Here is a 19,240-nt window from a genome sequence, read left to right on the forward strand (position 1 = left end):
CCAGATCGGTACAGTTCGCTGCCCAGCTACCGGCCTGGTCGACGGTGTCGTCGGCGCCCGGCAGATCTTCGCGAGGGATTGGCAACACCGTGCAACTCGCGACATTCGGGTGCACCGATGTGGTGCATGCATGCACACCACACGGGTTGCTCCTCGCGGTGCGAACTACCTTGCCCGCACGTTGCCGCTGTAGTTCCGCGCGGGTCCACTGTGGGCGAGTTGGAGTACTCGGTGGACTGACTTTGATGCGTGGGTCTTCCCGTATTTTTTACGGATGTCCGGGATTGGGACCAAGCCCACACTGGTCAAACCAGCGCCACGGCAAGGGCGGAAGACGGATAGGAGATCCTCAACGCACGGCTCGAAGGAGGGCCAAAGTGGGAGCCGATATCCGTGATTTGATAGACGTTGCAAAATTAGGGATTGGACTGGAAGGCAGTGGATTATCCACGGCACATTTCCTATTTCGACCTCCGAACAGGAACGCCGTCCCGCTGCCCCGTTGCGAAGCCCGAGCGTCCCTGCGCCGTTGAAGTGCAGGACAGCGCCGAGATCGTGCTTGTAGGAGTTGCGTCGGACGGGCCGACGCCAGAACCAGGAGTGTGTGGTGACGGGATCATTCGATTCAGTAGCTGTCGTCGGCGGAGGCATGGCAGGGGCAACCGCGGTAACCGCTCTTCGTGACCAGGGATTCTCCGGTCGCGTCTGCCTGATCGGCGCCGAGGAACATCTGCCGTACGAGCGCCCCCCGCTCTCCAAGGAGTTCTTGGGCGGGGAAATGCCAGAGGATCGGCTGCTGGTGCATTCTCGGGAGACATACGAGGAGCAGGACATCGAGTTGCTCCTTGGGCGGCGGGCAATCCGGCTGTGTCCTGCCGATGGTGCAGTTGAGCTGGAAGGCGGCGAGCGTGTCGGCGCGGACCGCGTTCTGCTGTGCATGGGAGTGCGTCCGCGACCGGTGGGCGTGCCCGGCGGGACCTTACCCGGGGTCCACTACCTCCACGATCTGGAGGACGCTTGGGCCCTGCAGACAGTCATCGAGCGCGGCGTACCGGTGGTGGTTGTTGGCGAGGGGTTCATCGGTTCGGAGGTCGCATCGACCCTCGCTGAGCAGGGCGCCGACGTCACGCTGCTCATGGCCGGGGATCTACCAATGCCGGTACTCGGTGCGGAAGCATCCGGATGGATACTCGACCAGCACCGCTCCAACGGTGTTGACGTCCGGGCACGGTCGCCGCTTCAGGCTATTCGTGGACGGGATCGTGTGGAGTCGGTGGAGCTCAGCGACGGAACTGTCCTGCCCGCAGGCGCAGTTGTGGTCGGGATCGGATCTGAACCGGTGGTTGACTTGGCAACCGACGTCGGGATCACCGTAGATAACGGCATTCTCGTTGATGGGTTGAGCCGTACATCGGTTCCCGGAATCTATGCGGCCGGGGACCTGGCGCGTTTTCCGAGCCCGACGTTCGGCCGCAGTATCCGAGTCGAACACTGGCAGAACGCGCAGCTCCAGGCCGCGAAGGCTGTTGAAGGGATGCTTGGTCACGGTGACCGCGACATTGAACCCTATGACGACATTCCGTGGGCCTGGACCAAGCAATACGGAAATCAGTGGGAAATCGCCGGCCGACCCGGACCAGATATGCAGGTCATCCGTCGAGGAGTCCCAGGTAGTACCGACGGTGCGCTGTGGATCTTCTCGGCGCATGGACGCGTGCAGGGTGCGGTAGTGGTGAACCGGCGACGTGAGTTGAGAGCTGTGCGTCGAGCGCTCGAGCAGGGGCCCATATTCACAAACGACACAATTCGGGATGAGTCGGTCGACTTACGTGCCGCCCTCAGCGATACCGACGCGGCAAGGCATGAGAAGACCGCATGACGGTCACAAACGAGTGAGATGAGAGGTACGAGATGGGTTGGCTAGAAGGCAACGTTGCGGTTATCACCGGTGGCGGATCGGGCCTGGGTAGGGCGCTGGTTGAGCGATTCATCGAGGAGGGCGCAAAAGTAGGAGTCCTGGAGAGGTCGGCGGAGAAGGTCAAGAAGCTTGCGGCTGATTTCGGCGAGAATGTCGTCACTGTCGAGGGCGACGTGAGCAAGTACGAGGACAACGCTTCGGTCGTGCGAGAAACGGTGCGACAGTTCGGCCGCCTCGACACCTTCGTGGGTAACGCGGCGATCTGGGACTTTTCGACAAAGCTGGTCGACATCCCGGAGGACAGACTGGACCCGCTCTTCGACGAGATGTTCCACATCAACGTCAAGGGCTATCTGAACGGGGCGAAAGCGGCAGTCAAGGAGCTTGCACTCACAGGTGGTTCGATCGTCTTCACGGTGTCCAACGCCGGTTTCTACCCAGGTGGCGGCGGGCCGCTGTACACGGCCTCGAAGCACGCGGTCGTGGGTCTGGTCAAGGAACTGGCCTTCGAATTCGCCCCCAAAATCCGAGTAAACGGAGTGGCCCCTGGTGCCATGGCCACGGATCTGCGCGGGCCAGGATCGATCGGACTCGGCGAAACGAACGTCTCGTCCCTCCCGCTCGCAGATCTGATCAAGCAGTGCACGGTACTGCAGGAACTCTGTGAGCCCGCGGATTACACTGGGCACTACGTCCTGCTCGCCTCGAAGGATAATTCACGAACCGCGACTGGTGCGATCATCAACTGTGACGGCGGAATGGGCGTACGCGGCCTCGCCGAAACCGCAGGCGGAAATGACCTTTAGTGCCTGACAACTAGTCAGGTACGCGCGAGCGATGTTCGCAGTCTTCCCGGATTCACACCCTATTGCGTAGGTACCGGCACATCACGACGCAATGAATCGAGGGTCATATGAGTTACTACGCCACGACCAGCCCCCTGACCGGGCAGCGTGTCCAGGAGTTTCCGCGGGCGACTGATCACGAGATTTCGGATGCGCTGACGAGTTCGGATGCCGCCTACCGGCAGTGGCGGACGTCCTCTCTGGAGGAGCGCGCCGATGTGTTGCGAGCTCTGGCGAAGCTGTGGCACGAACGTGCCGACGAACTCGCTCCGATCCTGACTCTGGAAATGGGTAAGCCCATCCCTCAGGCCAGGGGGGAGGTGGCGTTGTGTGCCAACATCTTCGAGTACTACGCCGAACACGGTCCGACGTTCATGGAGGACGAGGTGTTGGAGATCGCCGGGGGAGGCGAGGCGATCGTGAGGACGGAACCGATCGGTCCTCTCGTGGGGATCATGCCCTGGAACTTCCCCTACTACCAGGTGGTCCGCTTCGCTGCGCCGAACATCATGCTCGGCAACACGCTCCTTCTCAAGCACTCCCGGAATTGTCCTCAGTCGGCGTTGGCGATCGAAACGCTGTTCGTCGAGGCGGGGCTTCCCGAGGGGGTCTACGTCAACGTGTTCGCCGACAACGCGCAGGTCGCCCGGATGGTCGCGGACCCCCGGGTGCGGGGCGTGTCCTTGACCGGGTCCGAGCGTGCGGGATCGGCGGTCGGTGAGATCGCCGGGCGTCACATGAAGAAGTTCGTCCTCGAGCTGGGCGGTTCCGATCCGTTTATTGTGCTCGACGACACCGACCTGGACACCACCGTCGCCGCGGCGGTGAACAACCGGATGGCCAACGCGGGACAAGCGTGCACGGCGTCGAAACGCCTCATCGTGCTCGATGACGTCTACGACCGGTTCCTCGACAAGTTCACCGAGGCGATGCGGAACATCGTGCCCGGCGACCCGACCGATCCGGCCACCACTTTCGGCCCGCTGTCCTCCCGCAGCTGCGTGGACGAGATCGCGGAGCAGGTCGACGACGCGCTGGCCAAGGGAGCAAAGTTGCTGACCGGTGGATGCAGGGGCGAGGGGCCGGGCGCGTTCTACGAGGCGACGGTCCTGGCCGGAGTGACCCCACAGATGCGCGTATACAGCGAAGAACTCTTCGGCCCCGTCGCCGTCGTCTACAAAGTAGCGACGGAAGCAGAGGCCATTGCACTGGCGAACGAGTCCCCGTTCGGGCTGGCCGCCGCGATCTTCACCTCCGACCGGAACCAGGCCCGCCGGGTAGCCGAGGGCCTCGAGGTGGGCATGGCCTGGATCAACGGCACCAGCAAGAGTGCTCCCGATCTGCCGTTCGGGGGGGTCAAGCGATCCGGTGTGGGGCGCGAGCTCGGTCGCTACGGATTCAACGAGTTCGCCAACAAGAAGTTGGTCAGAACTGTGCGCTGAGGGTTCGACGACGTCGCGCCACCCGCGGTGGGTCGGGACCCGAGGACACAGGACGAACAGGGACCGACCAGTTCGGACCATTCACAGGAGACCGAAGTGAGCATCACCGTCAGCATTGATTCAAGCACGCAGGTCGAGGACGAGGACTTCGCCGATATTTCGCGGACGTGCACTTCACCGATGTGCGAGTCCCGAACTCGGCGCTCGTCGGCGGCAGCGAGGCCGTCGGCTACCGGGCCGCGATGACCTCGTTCGCGCGCGGTCGCGTGCATATCGCGGCCCTGTCGGTTGGGCAGGCCCAGCGCGCACTCGACGAATCCGTCGCGCATGCGGCCACCGCGATGCAGGGCGGCACCGCGATCGGGGACTTCCACCTCGTGCAGGCGATGATCCCCGACATCGCGACCGGGGTCGACGCCGATCGCGCTCTCACCCGGGACGCGGCGCGCGCCTGGGTCGACGGGACAGACCGACGCATCGCGACATCGGTCACGAAGCTGTTCTGCACCGAGATGGTCGGTAAGGCAGCCGATCTCGCGGTGCAGATCCGCGGCGGTACCGGCTACATGCGGGGGCTGCCGGTCGAGCGCATCTACCTGGACGTGCGGCTGCTGCGGCTGTACGAGGGCACCAGCGAGATTCAGCGCCTGATCATCGGCGGGGGCCTGGTCAAGCAGGCCAAGGAGGCATCCAGGGCGCACGCCTGTGCCAGAAGTAAGTAATCAAGGACCACGCTGACATGACTGGCACCACAGAGAAGAACCACAGCGCCACCGACTCGGCAGTGCTGCCCCTGACTGGGGTCACCGTCGTCAGCCTCGAACAGGCGGTGGCGGCCCCGCTGGCCAGCCGGCACCTCGCGGATCTCGGGGCCCGGGTGATCAAGTCGAGCGGATCGGGGAGTGGGATTTTGCCCGTAACTACGATGCCGCCGTGCACGGGCTGGCCTCGCACTTCGTGTGGCTCAACCGGGGCAAGGAGTCGATCTGTGTCGACCTCAAGGCTCCCGAGGGTTTCGCGGCGATCCGGTCGCTCATCGCCGGCGTGGATGTGTTCGTCCAGAACGTCGCGCCCGGAGCGACCGAGCGACCGAGCGGCTCGGGCTCGGCGCGGAGGAGCTCCGCCGCGATCACCCGGAGTTGATTGTGGTCAACATGACCGGATACGGCACCGGCGGGCCGCTGAAGGGACGCAAGGCTTACGACATGCTCGTCCAGGCCAGACCGGCCTGGCTCGATCACCGGCACCCCGGACACGCGACGAGCGAGGCGACGGCGGCGTCCCGGCGTTCTCGACGGACCCCGGCTACGCCGTCCTCGGCCACGGCTGACCAAGACCGGTGTTCCGGCCGCGGACATCGCGGCCGGGCTCTACGCGCTGACCGCGATCCAGGCCGCGCTGTTCCGGCGCGAGCGCACCGGGGCCGGGGCCACCATCGATGTCGCGATGTTCGATGCCACCGTCGAATGGTTGGGTCACTCGATGTATCTGCAGATGTACCAGGAAATCCAGATCAAACGCATGGGACTGTCCCATGTCGCGATCTGTCCATACGACGCCTACCCGACCGTCGACGGACAGATCCTCATCGGCGTGCAGAACGTCCGCGGCTGGCACACCCTGGTCATCGAGGTGTTCGACCGTCCGGATCTGGCCGGGCACCCGAAATGCGCGACGAACATCCTGCGGGTGCAGCACCGGGCGGAGGTCGACGTCGTCGTCGGCGGGGAAACGCGGTTCGACACCGTCGAACTCGATCACCGGCTCGCCAAGGCCGGCATTCCGGTCGCGCAACTGGGCGACATGACCGACCTGATCGCCCATCCGCAGCTCGCCGCCCGCGGCCGGTGGCGCGAGGTGGACACCGAGGCCGGTCCGATCCGCGCCGTACTTCCCCCGATGACATTCCGGGACGTGGCGATGCGGACGGATCCGGTCGCGGCGCTTGGCCAGCAGACTGACGCGGTGCTCGCCGAACTCGGTCTCACCGACGAGCAGATCACCGGCCTTCACACCGCGGGCATCGTCCAGTAGACGAATCGTCGAGGGTACGAAGGTCGTCGTCGGCGACATTAAATTTAACGACCAGGCGGGCGCGAAGGCGGTGGCCGAACTCGGTGGCGCGGTTCGTGCGCTGCGACGTGCGCGACGGTGCAGCGGTCGAGGCGATGATCGACGTCGCCGAGGGCGCGTTCGGTCGGCTCGGTGTGTTCGTTAACAATGCGGGTATGACGCGCGATGCGACGATGCGCACCATGACCGAGCCGGATTTCGACGACATCGTCGCCGTGCATCTGAAGGGCGCGTGCAACGGTACGCGGTCTGCGGCAAACCGGATGCGCGAGTACGGATCCGGAGCGATCGTCAACATCTCCTCGTGGTCGGGGAAGGTCGGTTTCGTCGGTCAGATGAACGACTCGGCCGCCAAGGCCCGGCATAGTCGGGCCGACGAAGGCCGCGGCGAAGGAAGTGACGTTCACTCACGGTGTTTCTCGTTCGTGGGCTGCTCCGAGGGTGAGTGCGGGTCCGCAAAGAACACCGCTAGGCCCGTGGCCATGGTCAATGCCGGCCACTTCCGTGCCTGCTAGGCACGCCGTGGACGCTCTCGATGAGCGCGTTTGCCGACCTTGCCGATGATTCGCCTACCGGTGCGCTCCCTGAGCAGCTTCCATTGCTTGCGGCCCTACGTATCGAGCGACCTGGTCCATCGTCTCCACGGTCGGGCTGCGAGGGGGAGGCGAGATCGGAGCAGATCCGCCCACACCCGGTGCAGCACGTGGTCGTCGTCGATTTTGAACGACTGCGGACGCCGTCGCCGCTTCTCGGCCTCGCAGTCCGCGCGCACCGAGCGATATTCCTGGTCACTGGATGCGGGAGCGGATTGCGGCTGCCGACGTGCAGTACGCGGACCAACACCGGCCAACAGATCCGGAGGCCCTGCCGGGGGATGCGCCCGGCGAGGGAAGGGACCCGTCCCAGGCCAGGCGTCGGCGTCTGCCCAGCCACCGCGATGACCATTGTGAGCGCTGCCGTGGTCTCGGTAGGTGTCCTCGCCCTGCTCGGTCGGCGGGGCGCATAACTCGGGTTGGGTATCGATCCACTCTCGGAGCAACGCGAGTGACGGTCCCGAGCGATGCGCAGTGGTGTCCGAACCTGTTGCGCCGCTGAGGTGTAGGTCTGGCCGCTCGTGCGTGTCACGGCAGTCGCCAGAATTTACGCGGGTCTCTGAGCCGCTGTTTTCAGTAGTTTCTCCGGATGTAGCAAGTGTGGACCAACTGTTTACTAGGGGAACAGCAGCGCGCATAAGGTGGGCGAGACAACAGAATTCGCCGTGCGGCCGCTGGCTAGAGCGAAACGAGTGCCCCGTGTATTGGTTCCAACGGAGCAACCACCGGTCCGCCATCACTCGTGCGATTCGTTCGATAGCGCATTGGCCATGACATTCGCACGTGGAAGAAACGAGGGTGATGACTCTCTTCATGCACCGTATCTCTGAGCTACTGGGCAGCAAGCTCGCGACTCCACCGGCGACCGTTGCGAGCGAGCCCAACCTTTGCAAGATAAGCAGTCCAACTGCGGGGTTAGGTGCTTATTCACGTTCACAAATAGTCGCAATTACGAGATCCTCACAAACGAAGGATGGAGTGGAGCATGTTGAGGTCTGAGCGTTTCAGTCCTGGGGAAGATTTTGGTCAGTTTGTCAATCTGCGGGATGGGTGGATTGATCGGAATATCTTCAGCGATCCGGATATTTATCAGGAAGAGCTTCACCGGATCTTTGCTCGGTCGTGGAACTTTGTTGCGCATGAGAGCCAGTTGCCGAACGCCGGAGACTTCCTGACGACGTATATGGGTGAAGACGCGGTTATCGTTTCGCGTCACAGGGATAATTCCATTCGGGTGTTCGCGAATTCTTGTCCGCATCGCGGTAACAAGGTTTGTTTCGCGGATGCGGGTAATACCCGTCGATTCGTGTGCAACTATCACGGGTGGTCGTTCGACAATGCGGGTGAGCTCTCGGGAATGTGGGCAGAGCAGGCCTATGACGAGGGTGACATCGACAAGTCGCAGACGAAGATGATGCCGGTTGCGCAGGTGGCCAGCTACAAGGGCTTGGTGTTCGCGACGTTTGACCCGGACGCGCCGAGCCTGGAGAACTGGTTGGGTGACTTCCGCTGGTATCTCGATATGATTTTGGACAACGAGGAGGGCGGAACCGAGTTTGTCGGTGGCTGCATCAAGTCGGAATTCAGTGCCAATTGGAAGTTCGGCGTGGAGAACTTCATCGGCGACGCCTATCACGCCGGCTGGACCCATGATTCCGGTACCCGAGCCACCACCGGTGGGGCTCCCTTCCCCGAAATCGATATGGAAACCTCCTACCACGCCAGCATCAACGGTCACGGCTGGGAATTTGGGACGGAGGGTGTGGGCGATATCGGCTTGCTCGGGTCGCCGGAAGTGATGGACTACTACAACAAGATTCGACCGAAGATGGCCGAACGTCTCGGCGAGATGCGCTCGAAGATCTTCGGGTCGGTCGCTTCGTGCTCGCTCTTTCCCAACATTTCTTTTCTGCCTGGCATCTCAACATTTAGGGTTTGGCTTCCCAAGGGGCCGGAGGCGTTCGAACTGCGCACCTGGGTCCTCGTCAATAAGGCGATGCCGGACGAACTGAAGCAGGAGATCACCAAGAGGGTCATGTTGACGTTCGGTCCGGGTGGTCTCTTCGAAATGGACGACGGCGAGAACTGGTCGAACTGCACCACGGTCAACCGTGGAGTCGCGACGAGGCGGCAGCTGCTGCACTACGGTTCGGGGATCAACCGTCGGATCGACAACCATCCGATCCTGCCCGGCACCGTGTACCGGGGCCAGTACAACGACTCAAACCAGCGCCTTTTTTACCAGCGTTGGGTGGATCTGATGGAGACGAAGAGTCTGAAGGATTTGCCGCAACGCCCGGAGCCTCGCATGGCGTCGCGTGAGACGCGCGAACTCACTGGCGTTTCCGCTATCTGACACAGGGAAGGAAGGGCGAGTTATGACATCGACCGCGGCGATCAACGACGTGGCGACACGTCCGTCGTTGGCACTCATCAGTGAACTTGAGCAGACGCTCTATCGCGAGGCCCGATTGCTTGATCAAGAACGCCACGACGAGTGGATGGCGATGCTGGCCGAGGATCTGTTCTATTACATGCCGGGAGTCCAGACGCGATATCGTAACGACACCACGGATACGGTCAACGATTTGTCGCGTATGGCCTACTACAACGATGACCTCGACATGATCTTCACTCGCGTGGAACGGCTGAAGACCGGCACCGCATGGTCGGAAGATCCACCCACGCGTTACCAGCACCTCATCACCAACATCGAGGTTGAACTCACCGATCGTCCCAACGAATACAGGGTCTATTCCAACTTTTTCGCGTTCCGTAGCCGCAACGAGAGGGATGAAGACAGGCCGCTGGTGGGCAGTCGGGAAGACACCTGGCGTCACAAGGACGGCGACTATCTCCTCGTGAAGCGGATCATCACACCCAAATGGAACACGCTGCTCAGCAAGAACCTCAACATCTTCCTCTGAGCATTCGGGCATACCGGCTGGCCAAGCCGGTATGCCCGGATGCGGGAAAGGAGTAACCAATGGCAAAAGTGACCGAACTCGGCTATCTTGGACTATCCGTATCCAATCTCGACGCCTGGCGAGACTATGCCGCCGGAATCATGGGCATGCAGGTCGTCGACGACGGCGAGGACGACCGCATCTATCTCCGGATGGACAGGTGGCACCACCGAATCGTGCTGCACGCGGACGGCAGCGACGATCTCGCCTACATCGGCTGGCGCGTGGCGGGCCCAGTGGAACTCGACGAACTCGCCGAGCAACTGAAGAACGCCGGTATCCCCTTCGAGGTCGCCTCCGACGCCGACGCGGCCGAGCGACGCGTGCTTGGCCTGGTCAAATTGCATGATCCAGGCGGCAACCCGACGGAGATCTTCTATGGTCCCCAAGTGGACACCTCCTCCCCGTTTCACCCCGGACGGCCGATGTTCGGCAAGTTCGTCACCGAAGGCCAGGGACTCGGCCACATAATCATTCGCGAGGACGACGTGGAAGAGGCGACTCGCTTCTACCGACTGCTCGGACTGGAGGGTGCGGTCGAGTACAAATTCGCGCTACCCAACGGCGCGGTTGGGACCCCGGTCTTCATGCACTGCAACGATCGGCACCACTCCCTTGCCTTCGGGGTCGGTCCGATGGACAAGCGCATCAACCACCTGATGATCGAATACACCCACCTCGATGACCTCGGCTACGCACACGATCTAGTACGGCAGCAAAAGATCGACGTGACCCTGCAAATCGGCAAACACTCCAACGACGAAGCACTCACGTTCTACTGCGCCAACCCATCCGGCTGGCTGTGGGAACCAGGCTGGGGCTCCCGCCCCGCACCAGCCCAGCAGGAACACTACCTACGCGACATCTTCGGTCACGACAACGAGGTTGAAGGCTATGGCCTGGACATCCCCCTCAAAGGCCTCGACATCCCCGCATAAAGAAGCAGGTGGGCGGTGGGGAGGGTGACCGCAAGAGGTGGGGCCCCTTCGATTGGATCGCCCGCCACGCTTCGGGCGTAACGGTAAGAAATGTCGTATCGAATCTTGTAGGAGAAGATAATGGCGAAGACTGTCGAAATCATCGAGAAGCGTTTCCCGTCTGGCACCTTGGCCTCGCATGCGCTCGTTGCGGGGGATCCTCAGTCGCCGGCAGTTGTGCTGTTGCACGGCGCCGGGCCAGGCGCCCACGCGGCGTCCAACTGGCGGCCTATCATTCCCGACCTTGCTGAGAATTTCTTTGTCGTGGCGCCGGATCTGATCGGTTTCGGCCAGTCCGAGTATCCCGAAACGTATCCCGGCCACATCATGTCTTGGGTAGGGATGCGCGTCGAGCAGATCCTGGGCTTGATGAACCATTTTGGGATCGAGAAGTCGCACATAGTCGGTAACTCGATGGGTGGCGCAGTCACTTTGCAGCTCGTGGTCGAGGCGCCCGAACGCTTTGACAAGGTGGCACTGATGGGCTCAGTCGGCGCTCCCATGAACGCCCGGCCGCCGGAACTGGCCCGTCTTCTGGCGTTCTATGCAGATCCGCGCCTGACCCCCTACCGCGAGCTCATCCACAGCTTCGTCTACGATCCCGAGAACTTTCCCGGCATGGAGGAGATCGTCAAGAGTCGTTTCGAGGTCGCGAATGATCCGGAGGTCCGACGTATCCAAGAGGTCATGTTCGAATCGATGAAAGCCGGCATGGAAAGCCTGGTGATACCACCCGCCACCCTCGGTCGACTGCCACATGATGTCCTGGTTTTTCACGGGCGTCAGGATCGTATCGTCCCCCTCGACACGAGCCTGTACCTCACCAAGCATCTGAAGCACGCGGAGTTGGTCGTACTTGACCGTTGCGGGCATTGGGCGCAGCTCGAACGCTGGGACGCGATGGGCCCAATGTTGATGGAACATTTCCGCGCGGCATAGTAACCGCATGGGTGAGGTAGGGATCGAGAAAGCGTTGCCAGGAGGTTGGGATGCTTGACGAACAGACGATCAATGAGCTCGCTGCGGAGCTATACCGGGCGGAAGCCGAGCGGGTTCAGATTGAGCAGTTCTCCCAGCGCTTCCCCGGCATGACAATCGATGACGGCTACCAGGTCAGCAGGGCTTGGGAAGCTTTGAAGCGCAAGGACGGCCGCACCGTGCTCGGTCACAAGATTGGCCTGACATCGCGTGCCATGCAACAGGCGGCCGGGATCCGCGAACCCGACTATGGGACCTTGCTGGACGACATGTTCTTCGCCGAAGGGGACGATGTGCCGTTCAGGAGGTTCATCGCGCCCAAGGTGGAGGTTGAACTTGCCTTCGTGCTCGGTCGCTCGCTGAAAGGGCCTGGTGTCACGATATTCGACGTACTGGAGGCGACCGATTTCGTCGTGCCTGCTGCAGAGATCATTGACGCGCGGATCCAGCGCGTCAGTGAGATTACGAAATCGCGCCGGAAAGTCGAAGACACGATCGCGGACAATGCGGCGAGCGCCGGGGTCGTGGTGAGCGGGCGGCCGGTGCGGCCGGATGCATTCGACCTGCGATGGGTCGGTGCGGTGCTCAGCAAGAATGCAATGGTTGAGGAGACTGGCATCGCGGCTGGCGTCCTCAACCATCCTGCCAATGGCATAGTCTGGCTGGTGAAAAGGCTTGCGCGATGGGGCGAAGGCATCGAGGCCGGAGAGATCGTGCTCGGTGGGTCGTTCACTAGGCCAGTCGAGGCCGGACCGGGCGATGTGTTTCACGCCGACTATGGACCGCTCGGCTCGTTCTCATTTCGTTTCGGTTAGGGCGATCGATCATGCAAAGTCCGATCAACTCCTTCAAGAAGGCGCTTGCTGAGGGCCGCACGCAAATCGGGTTCTGGCTCGCCTTAGGTGACGCCTATAGCGCCGAGGTCTGCGCGGGGGCGGGTTTCGATTGGCTGCTGATAGACGGTGAACACGCGCCTCAAGACTTGCGCTCTGTACTTGCGCAGTTGCAGGTGATCGGCGCCTATCGTGACTGCCACGCGGCGGTGCGGGTCCCGTCCGCGGATACCACGGTGATCAAGCAATACCTTGATCTGGGCGCGCAAAGCCTCCTGGTGCCGATGGTCGACACTGCGGATGAGGCAGCAGCGGTCGTGCGCGCTTGCCGTTATCCCCCGGGGGGCATTCGCGGCGTGGGTGGCGCACGGGCGAGCCGTTGGGGTCGCTATCCCCGATATCTCCATGAGGCCGACGAACAGGTTTGCGTGGTCGTCCAGGCGGAAACCGCGCTAGCACTCAGCAATCTTGAGGCGATCGCCGAGGTCGATGGTATCGACGGGGTCTTCATCGGCACTGCCGATCTCGCCGCCTCACTGGGGTTCCCGGGCAATCCTGCGCATCCGGAGGTGCAGGACGCGATACTGGACGCCCTGCAGCGGGTTCGTGCGGCTGGTAAAGCTCCTGGAGTCCTCACGCCCGTCGAGGATCTGGCTCAGAAATATCTCGCGCATGGCGCTGTTTTCGTCGCGGTCGGCATCGACACCCACCTGCTGGCGAAGCAGACAAGCGCACTTGCCGCGCGCTTCGCCCAGGTGGCGTATTCGTGACCCTGCAAGAACATCAAGACTTCGCGCCCAGTTTATTCGATGTGAAGCCGGGCACCCGCGCCGGTACTTATTACGGATATTCGGGGTTGTGCCCAACACACAGACGGTTACAGCAGCGAGCGGCACTAGGGAAAGGACACGGTGATGTCGACAAAGTCCAACGAAATGGTGGTCCGAGGCGCTATCGACGCCATCACCCGGGGTGACTGGGACGCTCTCGGCGAGTTCATCGCCGCCGACAATGTTACCCACTTCCCCGGACTCAGCCCGTTGGCAGGAGACCATCAGGGCATCGGCGCCCTGCAACGGCGAATAGTCGAACTTACCGGCAGTGGCACGGAGATCGACGTGCAGGACGTGTTGGCCTCCGATGATCACGCCGTTGGCATTTACCGCCTGCGCGCGCACCGCGACGGAAAGAGCATCGAATGGCAGCACGTGAACGTGTATCAGATCCGGGACGGCAAGATCGTTGAGGTCTGGCAGCACCCGTTCGAGCAGGACCTTGTCGATGACTTCTTCTCGCAGGAGTCTGGAGAGAACACGTGAAATTCGGAGTGGCGATGGTTCCCACTGATTTCTCGATCGGCGTGATGGAATTGGGGCGAGCCACGGAAGAACGAGAATTTGAGTCGTTGTTCCTCCCCGAACATACCCACATCCCCGCTTCTCGGCGCACTCCGTGGCCGGCGGGCGGCGAGCTACCGGAAGAGTACCGGCGCACACTCGACCCCTTTGTGGCGTTGGGCGCGGTCGCCGCAACCACTCGATCCTTACTGTTGGGCACCGGCGTCTGCCTTGTTGTGGAACGCGATCCGATCACCCTCGCCAAGGAGGTCGCAAGCCTCGATCGCCTCTCGGGCGGGCGAGTGCTCTTCGGCGTCGGCGCCGGTTGGAACCACGAGGAGATGAGAAACCACGGCACCGACCCGACGCTTCGTTGGAAGCTGTTGCGTGAACGCGTTCTCGCAATGAAACAAATCTGGATACAGGATGTGGCCGAGTTCCACGGGGAGTTTGTGGACTTCGATGCCCTGTGGCAATGGCCCAAGCCGATCCAAACGCCTCACCCGCCCGTTCTCATTGCGGGCAACGGACCGAGGGTACTGGAGAGGGTGGTCGAATTCGGGGACGCATGGCTCACGATGCCCAAAGAGGAACCGCACGTGCTCGGGCGGAGGATCGGCGAGCTGCAAGATTTGGCCACCAGGCGGGGGCGCGGACCGGTACCGGTCACGGTTTTCGGTGCACCTCCCGACCCGGACGCCCTCGAGATCTACGCAGAATCAGGCGTATCCCGCTGCCTCTTTTGGCTGCCCTCAGCGCCGGCGGCTGAGGTCCTGCCTATCCTTGACCGCCTTGCCATCCTGGCAGGCAAGTTTCCTGATGACGTTTGATGTGCCGACCAACGCAAGATGACGGCTTTGGCGAGCCCGACATCAGTGGGCAGTTTCGAGATCCGGAAGCTGACCGCGACGGGAATTCGTCAGAATGCCACTCAACCGTAGTCCTTCGTGACCGGTGAAGCGTCGTTGGGCACCGGGGTGAGGTCGTGCCTCGCGGACGATCAAGGCCATCCCTGCAGGCCAGGACGAGAGACCGAGCATTCCGATCAGCTCCGCCACCCAGGCACCGTCTCGGACACGTCCGTCGGTGTCATAGGCCGGGGTCCACACATCGTCCGGGATCATCGCGGCCTTCGCGATCATGGTCGAGCTCGAACCCGACCGAGTACGACATGCGCCGCTTCGTCAGATATTCGATCAACGTATGCGTACCACCGGCACCGTCCGCCCTGACCAGCACCTTCCTCCCGGCGAGACAGTCCGCCTCGAATGGCAGCTGTGCCAGAGCGTCCTGTAGGACCGCAATTGTGGTCGGCGGCCGTATTGGATCCGGCGTTTCCCGGGGCACAACAGCATTGCCCAGGCTCCCCGCTGCCTAATCCGAAAATGAGGTGACCGTGCCGACACCAGCGGCAAGGGCACCTCAATTTTCGGATTAGCTCGTTGTCGTCGGCGAACGCATGTGATGACCAATCCGGGCGCGAAAACGACTGGCCTGCAAAAGCCCCCGCTGCACGGGTTCGGTCGGAGCCGGATCTGATTGGCATTGTTCCGCTTTCGTCTGCGAGCTCGTCGCGTGGACTCAGATGCTTGGCACTGCCCGAGCGCCCGGCGCGGTGGTGGGAGCCGAGACGGCTTCGCTTGAGGATCTTCTCAATAGCGAGCCGGATCACCACCGCCGAATCCACGACCGGAAACTACCAATCCGAAACCGGTCAGGCCCGCACGCGGGACTCAAGAAAGAGTGAGGTACACCACTATTTTCCGTAGTTTCCCCGGATGCCGGAGAGCGTGGGCCAGTTGTTTAGTAGGAGCACAGAGGAACGCATCCGCGGGCGAGATAAGACCATTTGCCGTGCTGGCTAGAGCGAGCGAAGGATGGAGTGGAGCATGTTGAGGTCTGAGCGTTTCAGTCCTGGGGAAGATTTTGGTCAGTTTGTCAATCTGCGGGATGGGTGGATTGATCGGAATATCTTCAGCGATCCGGATATTTATCAGGAAGAGCTTCACCGGATCTTTGCTCGGTCGTGGAACTTTGTTGCGCATGAGAGCCAGTTGCCGAACGCCGGAGACTTCCTGACGACGTATATGGGTGAAGACGCGGTTATCGTTTCGCGTCACAGGGATAATTCCATTCGGGTGTTCGCGAATTCTTGTCCGCATCGCGGTAACAAGGTTTGTTTCGCGGATGCGGGTAATACCCGTCGATTCGTGTGCAACTATCACGGGTGGTCGTTCGACAATGCGGGTGAGCTCTCGGGAATGTGGGCAGAGCAGGCCTATGACGAGGGTGACATCGACAAGTCGCAGACGAAGATGATGCCGGTTGCGCAGGTGGCCAGCTACAAGGGCTTGGTGTTCGCGACGTTTGACCCGGACGCGCCGAGCCTGGAGAACTGGTTGGGTGACTTCCGCTGGTATCTCGATATGATTTTGGACAACGAGGAGGGCGGAACCGAGTTTGTCGGTGGCTGCATCAAGTCGGAATTCAGTGCCAATTGGAAGTTCGGCGTGGAGAACTTCATCGGCGACGCCTATCACGCCGGCTGGACCCATGATTCCGGTACCCGAGCCACCACCGGTGGGGCTCCCTTCCCCGAAATCGATATGGAAACCTCCTACCACGCCAGCATCAACGGTCACGGCTGGGAATTTGGGACGGAGGGTGTGGGCGATATCGGCTTGCTCGGGTCGCCGGAAGTGATGGACTACTACAACAAGATTCGACCGAAGATGGCCGAACGTCTCGGCGAGATGCGCTCGAAGATCTTCGGGTCGGTCGCTTCGTGCTCGCTCTTTCCCAACATTTCTTTTCTGCCTGGCATCTCAACATTTAGGGTTTGGCTTCCCAAGGGGCCGGAGGCGTTCGAACTGCGCACCTGGGTCCTCGTCAATAAGGCGATGCCGGACGAACTGAAGCAGGAGATCACCAAGAGGGTCATGTTGACCTTCGGTCCGGGTGGTCTCTTCGAAATGGACGACGGCGAGAACTGGTCGAACTGCACCACGGTCAACCGTGGAGTCGCGACGAGGCGGCAGCTGCTGCACTACGGTTCGGGGATCAACCGTCGGATCGACAACCATCCGATCCTGCCCGGCACCGTGTACCGGGGCCAGTACAACGACTCAAACCAGCGCCTTTTTTACCAGCGTTGGGTGGATCTGATGGAGACGAAGAGTCTGAAGGATTTGCCGCAACGCCCGGAGCCTCGCATGGCGTCGCGTGAGACGCGCGAACTCACTGGCGTTTCCGCTATCTGACACAGGGAAGGAAGGGCGAGTTATGACATCGACCGCGGCGATCAACGACGTGGCGACACGTCCGTCGTTGGCACTCATCAGTGAACTTGAGCAGACGCTCTATCGCGAGGCCCGATTGCTTGATCAAGAACGCCACGACGAGTGGATGGCGATGCTGGCCGAGGATCTGTTCTATTACATGCCGGGAGTCCAGACGCGATATCGTAACGACACCACGGATACGGTCAACGATTTGTCGCGTATGGCCTACTACAACGATGACCTCGACATGATCTTCACTCGCGTGGAACGGCTGAAGACCGGCACCGCATGGTCGGAAGATCCACCCACGCGTTACCAGCACCTCATCACCAACATCGAGGTTGAACTCACCGATCGTCCCAACGAATACAGGGTCTATTCCAACTTTTTCGCGTTCCGTAGCCGCAACGAGAGGGATGAAGACAGGCCGCTGGTGGGCAGTCGGGAAGACACCTGGCGTCACAAGGACGGCGACTATCTCCTCGTGAAGCGGATCATCACACCCAAATGGAACACGCTGCTCAGCAAGAACCTCAACATCTTCCTCTGAGCACAGTCACGACAACGAGGTTGAAGGCTATGGTCTGGACGTCCCCCTCAAATAAAGAATCTACAACGGCGGACTTGATTCGTTTGTGCTGTGTGGATGAAGTGACAGAGGGAAAACCTGTCGCGCTGAACCCACCGGGATTACCACCGCTAGCGGCATACCGGGTCGGCGACGATTATTTCGTCACTCACAATGTTTGTACGCACAGCTACTCGTTGCTTACCGACGGGTTTCAAGAGGGCGAGGTAATCGAATGTGAAGTGCACGGCGGGACCTTCGACATTCGCAGTGGCGCGGCGACCGGGTTCCCCTGCCGGACAGCGCTGAAAACGTTTGATGTCGTCCTTATTGAGGGGTGGATTACGATTGTGGCGCCCGGCGCCGAGTCTCAATGACGAGGTCAGCAGTCCGGGAACGGAAATCCGGACGATTTAGGACGGGTGCCAGCTCGTGAGGCATCCGCGGGTGCTTCGTCGTAGCACGTTGGAACTGAATAGTGGGTTCGCCGGAGCGAGCTCGGGAATTACGTCGGAGGGAAAATAATGAGCACGGAAATGCCCCCAGGGGATAATTCAATCGTCGCGAACGGTATCAGTACGAACTACCTCGAGGCTGGTAGCGGTCCTCCTGTCGTGCTGATCCACGGGTCGGGTCCGGGAGTCACTGCCTATGCGAACTGGCGGCTCACGATCCCGGCACTCGCGGAACGGTTTCGGGTACTTGCCCCCGATATGGTCGGGTTCGGTGGGACCGAACGGCCCCCTGGCGTGGTGTACGACCTCAAGACCTGGACAGACCAGGTGGTGGGTTTCCTTGACGCGCACGGCATCGAGCGGGCGTCCCTGGTTGGCAACAGCTTCGGCGGGGCAATCGCGCTGCGGGTCGCCACGCAGCACCCGGAGCGTGTCGAGCGGCTGGCGCTCATGGGCAGTGCGGGTGTTTCCTTCCCGCTCACCGATGGCCTCGATGCGGCATGGGGTTACCAGCCATCGATTGAAAACATGCGTCGACTGCTCGACATCTTCGCATACTCGCGCGAGCTCGTGACAGACGAGCTGGCCGAAGTGCGGTACCGCGCGAGCATCGAACCGGGCATTCAGGAAGCATTCTCCGCCATGTTTCCCGAACCGCGGCAGATCGGCGTGGATGCACTGGTCACTCCTGAGGAGGACCTGGCACGCCTGCCTCATGAAACGCTTGTCATTCACGGCCGGGAGGACCGCGTCGTACCCCTGTCGAGCTCCATACGGCTCATGGAAGTCATCCCCAAGGCCCAGCTACACGTCTTCGGCCGCTCTGGACACTGGACACAGATCGAATGGGCCGAGAAGTTCAACCAGCTACTCAACGACTTCCTCGCCAACTAGCCCAATATCGCATGCCTTCAGTTGCGTGTTCCCGTTCCTTCCCGGCATCCGGGAGTGCGTGGGCTCGTCCGGAGAGGTTA

General features: G+C 61.5%; 16 protein-coding genes and 4 pseudogenes. 19 read left to right on the forward strand and 1 reads right to left on the reverse strand.

Annotation, left to right across the window (positions count from 1 at the left end; all coding sequences use genetic code 11):
• Window positions 1-607 precede the first annotated feature (607 nt).
• The 14 genes and pseudogenes from RHA1_RS41340 to RHA1_RS41405 all read left to right on the forward strand — a co-directional run bounded on the left by RHA1_RS41340 (window position 608) and on the right by RHA1_RS41405 (window position 14,792).
• Window positions 608-1,879, forward strand: coding sequence for an NAD(P)/FAD-dependent oxidoreductase (locus tag RHA1_RS41340; protein ID WP_016880391.1), 1,272 nt, complete (start codon window positions 608-610; stop codon window positions 1,877-1,879).
• A gap of 32 nt (window positions 1,880-1,911) precedes the next feature.
• Window positions 1,912-2,724 carry a 3-(cis-5,6-dihydroxycyclohexa-1,3-dien-1-yl)propanoate dehydrogenase gene (hcaB, locus tag RHA1_RS41345; protein ID WP_011599988.1) on the forward strand — a complete coding sequence of 271 codons (813 nt, stop codon included), beginning with the start codon at window positions 1,912-1,914 and terminating at the stop codon, window positions 2,722-2,724.
• Between the two features lie 107 nt (window positions 2,725-2,831).
• Window positions 2,832-4,205: an NAD-dependent succinate-semialdehyde dehydrogenase gene (locus tag RHA1_RS41350; RefSeq protein WP_011599989.1), complete on the forward strand. Its 1,374-nt coding sequence runs from the start codon at window positions 2,832-2,834 to the stop codon at window positions 4,203-4,205.
• Between the two features lie 161 nt (window positions 4,206-4,366).
• A pseudogene (locus tag RHA1_RS41355) lies at window positions 4,367-4,927 on the forward strand (acyl-CoA dehydrogenase family protein); the annotation flags it as partial.
• Window positions 4,928-4,944: 17 nt separating this feature from the next.
• Window positions 4,945-6,239 (forward strand): annotated as a pseudogene (locus tag RHA1_RS52675) (CaiB/BaiF CoA transferase family protein).
• A gap of 83 nt (window positions 6,240-6,322) precedes the next feature.
• Window positions 6,323-6,793 carry an SDR family NAD(P)-dependent oxidoreductase gene (locus tag RHA1_RS48150; RefSeq protein ID WP_011599993.1) on the forward strand — a complete coding sequence of 157 codons (471 nt, stop codon included), beginning with the start codon at window positions 6,323-6,325 and terminating at the stop codon, window positions 6,791-6,793.
• A gap of 1,063 nt (window positions 6,794-7,856) precedes the next feature.
• On the forward strand, window positions 7,857-9,227 hold the full coding sequence (locus RHA1_RS41370; RefSeq protein WP_011599995.1) for an aromatic ring-hydroxylating oxygenase subunit alpha: 1,371 nt from the start codon (window positions 7,857-7,859) through the stop codon (window positions 9,225-9,227).
• 22 nt (window positions 9,228-9,249) lie between these two features.
• A complete protein-coding gene (locus tag RHA1_RS41375; RefSeq protein WP_011599996.1) occupies window positions 9,250-9,798 on the forward strand; it encodes a 3-phenylpropionate/cinnamic acid dioxygenase subunit beta in 549 nt (182 codons plus the stop codon).
• Window positions 9,799-9,857: 59 nt separating this feature from the next.
• Complete coding sequence (gene bphC, locus RHA1_RS41380; RefSeq protein ID WP_011599997.1) at window positions 9,858-10,775, forward strand: biphenyl-2,3-diol 1,2-dioxygenase; 918 nt, start codon at window positions 9,858-9,860, stop codon at window positions 10,773-10,775.
• Between the two features lie 120 nt (window positions 10,776-10,895).
• Window positions 10,896-11,753 (forward strand): alpha/beta fold hydrolase, encoded by an 858-nt coding sequence (locus RHA1_RS41385; RefSeq protein ID WP_011599998.1) that lies wholly within the window; start codon window positions 10,896-10,898, stop codon window positions 11,751-11,753.
• Window positions 11,754-11,803: 50 nt separating this feature from the next.
• Window positions 11,804-12,607, forward strand: a complete 804-nt coding sequence (gene hpaH, locus RHA1_RS41390) for a 2-oxo-hept-4-ene-1,7-dioate hydratase (RefSeq protein ID WP_011599999.1) — start codon at window positions 11,804-11,806, stop codon at window positions 12,605-12,607.
• An 11-nt stretch (window positions 12,608-12,618) separates the two neighbouring features.
• Window positions 12,619-13,395 (forward strand): 4-hydroxy-2-oxovalerate aldolase, encoded by a 777-nt coding sequence (bphF, locus tag RHA1_RS41395; RefSeq protein ID WP_011600000.1) that lies wholly within the window; start codon window positions 12,619-12,621, stop codon window positions 13,393-13,395.
• A 144-nt stretch (window positions 13,396-13,539) separates the two neighbouring features.
• Complete coding sequence (locus RHA1_RS41400; RefSeq protein WP_011600001.1) at window positions 13,540-13,944, forward strand: nuclear transport factor 2 family protein; 405 nt, start codon at window positions 13,540-13,542, stop codon at window positions 13,942-13,944.
• A complete protein-coding gene (locus tag RHA1_RS41405) occupies window positions 13,941-14,792 on the forward strand; it encodes an LLM class F420-dependent oxidoreductase (protein ID WP_011600002.1) in 852 nt (283 codons plus the stop codon). The genes RHA1_RS41400 and RHA1_RS41405 overlap by 4 nt, the downstream gene beginning before the upstream one ends.
• 45 nt (window positions 14,793-14,837) lie before the next feature.
• Here RHA1_RS41405 and RHA1_RS49115 read toward each other — a convergent pair.
• Window positions 14,838-15,337 (reverse strand): annotated as a pseudogene (locus RHA1_RS49115) (transposase); the annotation flags it as partial.
• Between the two features lie 62 nt (window positions 15,338-15,399).
• On the opposite strand from RHA1_RS49115, the pseudogene RHA1_RS53880 reads away from it, so the two are divergent.
• From RHA1_RS53880 to RHA1_RS41435, 5 genes and pseudogenes are all read left to right on the forward strand, one after another.
• Window positions 15,400-15,632 (forward strand): annotated as a pseudogene (locus RHA1_RS53880) (IS1380 family transposase); the annotation flags it as partial.
• Between the two features lie 219 nt (window positions 15,633-15,851).
• Window positions 15,852-17,222 carry an aromatic ring-hydroxylating oxygenase subunit alpha gene (locus tag RHA1_RS41420; RefSeq protein WP_011599995.1) on the forward strand — a complete coding sequence of 457 codons (1,371 nt, stop codon included), beginning with the start codon at window positions 15,852-15,854 and terminating at the stop codon, window positions 17,220-17,222.
• Window positions 17,223-17,244: 22 nt separating this feature from the next.
• Complete coding sequence (locus RHA1_RS41425) at window positions 17,245-17,793, forward strand: 3-phenylpropionate/cinnamic acid dioxygenase subunit beta (RefSeq protein WP_011599996.1); 549 nt, start codon at window positions 17,245-17,247, stop codon at window positions 17,791-17,793.
• Between the two features lie 29 nt (window positions 17,794-17,822).
• On the forward strand, window positions 17,823-18,188 hold the full coding sequence (locus tag RHA1_RS41430; RefSeq protein WP_011600005.1) for a non-heme iron oxygenase ferredoxin subunit: 366 nt from the start codon (window positions 17,823-17,825) through the stop codon (window positions 18,186-18,188).
• 147 nt (window positions 18,189-18,335) lie between these two features.
• Window positions 18,336-19,160, forward strand: a complete 825-nt coding sequence (locus tag RHA1_RS41435; protein WP_011600006.1) for an alpha/beta fold hydrolase — start codon at window positions 18,336-18,338, stop codon at window positions 19,158-19,160.
• Window positions 19,161-19,240: the final 80 nt, after the last annotated feature.

Source organism: Rhodococcus jostii RHA1 (genome assembly GCF_000014565.1).
In the GTDB taxonomy this organism is placed as follows: domain Bacteria; phylum Actinomycetota; class Actinomycetes; order Mycobacteriales; family Mycobacteriaceae; genus Rhodococcus_F; species Rhodococcus_F jostii_A.

Excerpts from the sequence above, each read along its gene's own strand:
- hcaB (WP_011599988.1), top strand. The coding sequence starts at position 1,912 with ATGGGTTGGCTAGAAGGCAACGTTGCGGTTATCACCGGTGGCGGATCG.
- RHA1_RS41435 (WP_011600006.1), top strand. The coding sequence starts at position 18,336 with ATGAGCACGGAAATGCCCCCAGGGGATAATTCAATCGTCGCGAACGGT.
- bphC (WP_011599997.1), top strand. The coding sequence starts at position 9,858 with ATGGCAAAAGTGACCGAACTCGGCTATCTTGGACTATCCGTATCCAAT.
- RHA1_RS41375 (WP_011599996.1), top strand. The coding sequence starts at position 9,250 with ATGACATCGACCGCGGCGATCAACGACGTGGCGACACGTCCGTCGTTG.
- RHA1_RS41400 (WP_011600001.1), top strand. The coding sequence starts at position 13,540 with ATGTCGACAAAGTCCAACGAAATGGTGGTCCGAGGCGCTATCGACGCC.
- RHA1_RS41425 (WP_011599996.1), top strand. The coding sequence starts at position 17,245 with ATGACATCGACCGCGGCGATCAACGACGTGGCGACACGTCCGTCGTTG.
- hpaH (WP_011599999.1), top strand. The coding sequence starts at position 11,804 with ATGCTTGACGAACAGACGATCAATGAGCTCGCTGCGGAGCTATACCGG.
- RHA1_RS41385 (WP_011599998.1), top strand. The coding sequence starts at position 10,896 with ATGGCGAAGACTGTCGAAATCATCGAGAAGCGTTTCCCGTCTGGCACC.
- RHA1_RS41430 (WP_011600005.1), top strand. The coding sequence starts at position 17,823 with ATGGTCTGGACGTCCCCCTCAAATAAAGAATCTACAACGGCGGACTTG.
- RHA1_RS41350 (WP_011599989.1), top strand. The coding sequence starts at position 2,832 with ATGAGTTACTACGCCACGACCAGCCCCCTGACCGGGCAGCGTGTCCAG.
- RHA1_RS41420 (WP_011599995.1), top strand. The coding sequence starts at position 15,852 with ATGTTGAGGTCTGAGCGTTTCAGTCCTGGGGAAGATTTTGGTCAGTTT.
- RHA1_RS41370 (WP_011599995.1), top strand. The coding sequence starts at position 7,857 with ATGTTGAGGTCTGAGCGTTTCAGTCCTGGGGAAGATTTTGGTCAGTTT.
- bphF (WP_011600000.1), top strand. The coding sequence starts at position 12,619 with ATGCAAAGTCCGATCAACTCCTTCAAGAAGGCGCTTGCTGAGGGCCGC.